This is a genomic window from Nocardia miyunensis NBRC 108239 (assembly GCF_001613065.1).
GTDB classification, from domain to species: domain Bacteria; phylum Actinomycetota; class Actinomycetes; order Mycobacteriales; family Mycobacteriaceae; genus Nocardia; species Nocardia miyunensis.
In genome coordinates this window covers 1-3,805 of record NZ_BDBQ01000173.1, presented here as the reverse complement: position 1 = coordinate 3,805, position 3,805 = coordinate 1, and the positions used below count along the sequence as shown (strand labels likewise).

The 3,805-nt window shown below is 64.7% G+C and carries 5 protein-coding genes and 1 pseudogene; 1 reads left to right on the top strand and 5 read right to left on the bottom strand.

Going from position 1 to position 3,805, the window contains the following annotated elements:
• Window positions 1–261, top strand: a pseudogene (locus tag NM2_RS51200) (hypothetical protein); the annotation flags it as partial.
• A 202-nt stretch (window positions 262–463) separates the two neighbouring features.
• On the opposite strand, the gene NM2_RS50055 reads toward NM2_RS51200, so the two are convergent.
• From NM2_RS50055 to NM2_RS46730, 5 genes are all read right to left on the bottom strand, one after another.
• A complete protein-coding gene (locus NM2_RS50055) occupies window positions 464–613 on the bottom strand; it encodes a hypothetical protein (RefSeq protein ID WP_157122105.1) in 150 nt (49 codons plus the stop codon).
• A gap of 252 nt (window positions 614–865) precedes the next feature.
• Entirely contained in the window at window positions 866–1,276 is a 411-nt protein-coding gene (locus NM2_RS46745; RefSeq protein WP_245718595.1) for a thiocyanate hydrolase, read from the bottom strand.
• Window position 1,277: 1 nt separating this feature from the next.
• Entirely contained in the window at window positions 1,278–1,985 is a 708-nt protein-coding gene (scnC, locus tag NM2_RS46740) for a thiocyanate hydrolase subunit gamma (RefSeq protein WP_067684227.1), read from the bottom strand.
• 38 nt (window positions 1,986–2,023) lie between these two features.
• Window positions 2,024–2,866 carry an SH3-like domain-containing protein gene (locus NM2_RS46735; RefSeq protein WP_067684222.1) on the bottom strand — a complete coding sequence of 281 codons (843 nt, stop codon included), beginning with the start codon at window positions 2,864–2,866 and terminating at the stop codon, window positions 2,024–2,026.
• 389 nt (window positions 2,867–3,255) lie between these two features.
• On the bottom strand, window positions 3,256–3,805 hold a 550-nt coding region (locus NM2_RS46730; RefSeq protein ID WP_157122102.1), incomplete at its 5' end, for a catalase.

The window sequence follows — 3,805 nt, the reverse complement described above, 5'->3', positions numbered from 1 at the left end:
GCGGTGAACACCTTCTCCGACTCGGCCACGAGTTTCTCGGCGGTGATCGACCGTTCCACCAGATGCAGCAGCGATTCGCGGGTGTGTTGGGCGGATTCGGTGTTCGCTCAGGCCGTGCTGGATGCGGGCGGCCGGTTGGAGGTGGTGCTGCCCTCGCGGTACTACCGGGAGCGGAAGGTGAAGCCGGATCACGCGCCGCTGTTCGATGAACTGCTGAAACGAGCAGGGAGCGTTCGGGTGATGGACTCGACGAAACCGTGAGCCGCGAACGAAGCTGTAGTCGGATCGTGCGATCGGTTGATCGCCGTGTGGGACGTGCAGGCTGGCGACCGTAGCGGTACCGGCAGTGTGGTTACGCTGGCGCGGGATCACGGTTTATCGGGAGAGGTTGTGTGGCCGGAGGGTGCGGCGCGAGGTTGAACCCTCACCGATCACGAGGTGCGGTGGCTGGTGCTGGGCACAACTACATCACCGGGAGTAGCCCGTTGCTGTTGTTGGTCCACAGCACCATTTCGATCAGTCCGAGCCAACTGCCGTCGTTCACGCTAGCCCAGGCGTGGAGTAGGTCGGGCACGTTGTCGGTGAGGTCGAGTCCTCCGAGCTTCACCTTCATGGCGATCTTGTCGCGGCCGAATCCGTTCGGCGGCCGGGGGCATGGCCTTGCCGAGGGCCACCACGATAGGCGCTGAAGACGTCACGGTGTGTCGCAGTGGCGGACTGAACTCCACCGACCAATCCTCGTCCTGACGACGCCCGGTTGATTCCTTACAAATAGATGGCAAGCCTCATCGCCGCCCAGCGCAGTCTCTCCGCGACGCACGCCCGATCGCTCCGTGACGCTGCAGTGCTTCGTTCGACAGCAGTGTCAGGTCTCGAGGCGTTGCCGGACGGTCACCATGCGGTCGCGCAGCGCGTCCTCGTCGATGACGCCTCGCCAGATGAGCGAATGGGTTAATGCGAGCAGTTGAGACTCGGGGAACGGCAGGTCCGCATACCGCTCCTGGGACAGGGCGTCTTCTTCATTGCGGCGTTCCTGGAACGACAGCACTGTTCCCGGGTGTGCGCACGAAACGTCGTCGAGTGCGTCGCACATCCCGTCGAGACTGCTCTTCCACGGCGGGACGGGATTGCTGACCGACCACTTCCGGCTCAGCGCCGGCCACAGGTGGTCGCGGCGAGCGGCGATGTCTTCGAGCACGTCGACGCGGGTGGTCAGCAGGGCCGGGTCGACCTTCGCGGCGACCGCGGACCGGTTCTGCTTGCTCGTGCCTGTCATGTCACTGGCCTCCTCGCTGCGCTTCGCGGATCCGGTCGGCCGTGACGTTGGCGCTCACGCCGGGCTTGGGCAGCGCGACGCCGATGAGGCAGTCGCGGGTGACGATCCGGGCCAGCTCGTCCTCGGACCAGTTCTCGGTGCCCTCGGGACGCATCGGCAGCACCATGAACCGATGCTTCTGGTTGGAGTCCTCGATGCGGATCTCGACGTCGGCGGGCAGGTAGGTGCCGAACTCGGCCAGGACATCACGCGGGTACCGCACCACCCGGCGACGATAGTTGGGCGTGCGGTACCACTCGGGCGAGTTGCCCAGCAGCGGCCGCGGGTAACAGGAGCAGAGCGTGCACACGATGACGTGGTGCAGCGTCGGGGTGTCCTCAAGGATGTGCAGTGCGGTGAAGTCGCTCGGCGTGCCGAAGCCTGTGGGTTCCAGCCAGTCGACTCCGACGGCCTTGCACGCCTCGATGGGGTTGGCGAGTGCGGTGCGTTCGAACTCCTCGTCGAGCCAGCACTTGGCGACGAGCGTCGCTGCGGGCAGCGGGCCGATGCGTTCGGCGAACTCGGTGAACGCACGGTGATCCTCGGCGGTGAAGATGCCCTTCTCGAGGCAGAGTTCGCGCACCGCGACCTCCAGGACCTCAAAGTCGGACACCTCCTCGACCATCGGCGCGGGCGGACGATGCTCGTGCTGGTGTCCAGTCGTTGACATGGCGTCGAAAGCCTTTCCGGGAGTTGGAGTTTCGTCTCTCACACAGCCTGGATCCAGCGCTCGGGCAATTCGGTCTGCAGCGTGTCGGTCGGCTCGCCGGTGTAGTCCGGCCAGAGTTCGGTCATCGCGAAGCGGACGATGTAGAACCACTCGGGCCGGGGTGAACCGAGGGCCTCGTAGTCGAACGCCTCGTCCTCGGCGGCCGGAGCCTCGTAGGCGAGCGTCACGATCTCGCCGACAGCGCCGCGAACGAACTCTTGGGTACGGGTGTAGAACAGCGCCTGCCCGTCACGGACCCGCACCGCGTCGCCGACCGCGAATTCGGCCGGAGGCGCTTGACCGGCGTACACCTGCGGATCGCCCTTGCCGACCGCGTGCAGGTGGTGCTTGTTGCGGGGAATGTCCTTGCCGTCGGCGATGGTTCGCGGCTTCGGCTCCAGCAACTCGTGCGGCGCCAGATCGGCGACACGGGCCTTCACCTCGTTGTACCTGGCGGTGAGTTCGGTCAACGAGACCAGGTGCTTATCAATCAGCACCCGCGCGACGCCCAGCAACCATCGGCCGTAATAGGGCAGTCCCAAGTACATCGTGTTGCCCAGGTCGACGTTGTGCAGGCGCCTGCGCTCCTCCGAGAGCCAGATGCCACGCCACCCGAGCACCTCGGCCATCACATACGTGTTGTGCTCCCAGTGCTCGCCTTCCTTCTCCAGGAATTCGATCGGCGCATCGCGCATCCCGCCGACGTCGTGCGAGGTCTTCAGATATGCCTCGATGCGATCGTTCGACAGCTCGTACGGAGCATCCGGCAGGTCCTGGAAGGCGGACCGCAACCGGCCGAGGAGATCGAGCCGGTCGGCCCGGTCACGCGCGGTAATCCTCATGACGGGACTCCTCTCTCGATGGGCACCGCTATGTTCCCTGAAACGGTCGGAGTGCTCGGTCGCGTACCCGATGTCTGGACGCCTGTCGCGTAACGATCCGTCTCCTATGGAAGTCTGCCTCGAGACCAGCAGAAATGGCCGAACGTCACATGTCGGTGGGCCGAGCGATACGCAGAGACTGCCGAGCGATACCCCGAGACTATGGCCACGAGTATGGATAATTCGGGTCACCACGGTGTCAGCCAGCCGGGTCGTCCGTCCCATATGCTGACGGTAGTCGCCAAGAGTGGACTCTCATGGCTGCCTTATCGCGTGCAATAGAGTTTGATCAGTAGAATCCACTTTCTGACGTATCTGACGGCGACCGGGAAACCGGTCTTTTCGTTCATCTACCTCGTGTGGCCGACTTTAGGGCGTTCCGTGGCGGTCGGTTCGTGCTGCGCGTGTCTGTCGCGTACTCCTTGTTCGACTCGGTCGCCGAGATCGGTGTCGATGTTGCGCAGGTATGCGAATGTCCTGGTGAGCACGGGTGGGCTCACCCCGTCGAGCAGGTGCGCGACGATATTGCCGACCAGTCGTGTCCTGGCGGCGTCGTCGAGAACCGTCCGGACCATGGTGCGAGCCTGTCCCCAGTCGTCGTCGTCCGCGCGCAGCGTGTACGCGGTCCGTACGATCTCGCCGTCGGCGTACCAGTTCGCGGACGGTCCCGCCGCAGCCGGATCGGCGTGCGGTCCGCCCTTCGAGTTGGGCACATACACCGGATCGCCCGGGTTGTGATGGCGCATGGCGCCATCTTTCGCCCATGATCGGACTTCGGTGGCGTGTGGCGAATTGACCGGTAGCTCTTTGTAGTTGATTCCTATCCGGTGCCGGTGTGCGTCGGCATAGGAGAACCAGCGCCCGAGCAGCATCTTGTCTGGGCTGGGCCCCGTGCCGGGC

What these genes read in the sequence shown, in the direction of transcription:
- scnC (WP_067684227.1), bottom strand. Translation starts at nt 1,985, where the DNA reads ATGTCAACGACTGGACACCAGCACGAGCATCGTCCGCCCGCGCCGATG.
- NM2_RS46735 (WP_067684222.1), bottom strand. Translation starts at nt 2,866, where the DNA reads ATGAGGATTACCGCGCGTGACCGGGCCGACCGGCTCGATCTCCTCGGC.
- NM2_RS50055 (WP_157122105.1), bottom strand. Translation starts at nt 613, where the DNA reads ATGAAGGTGAAGCTCGGAGGACTCGACCTCACCGACAACGTGCCCGAC.
- NM2_RS46745 (WP_245718595.1), bottom strand. Translation starts at nt 1,276, where the DNA reads ATGACAGGCACGAGCAAGCAGAACCGGTCCGCGGTCGCCGCGAAGGTC.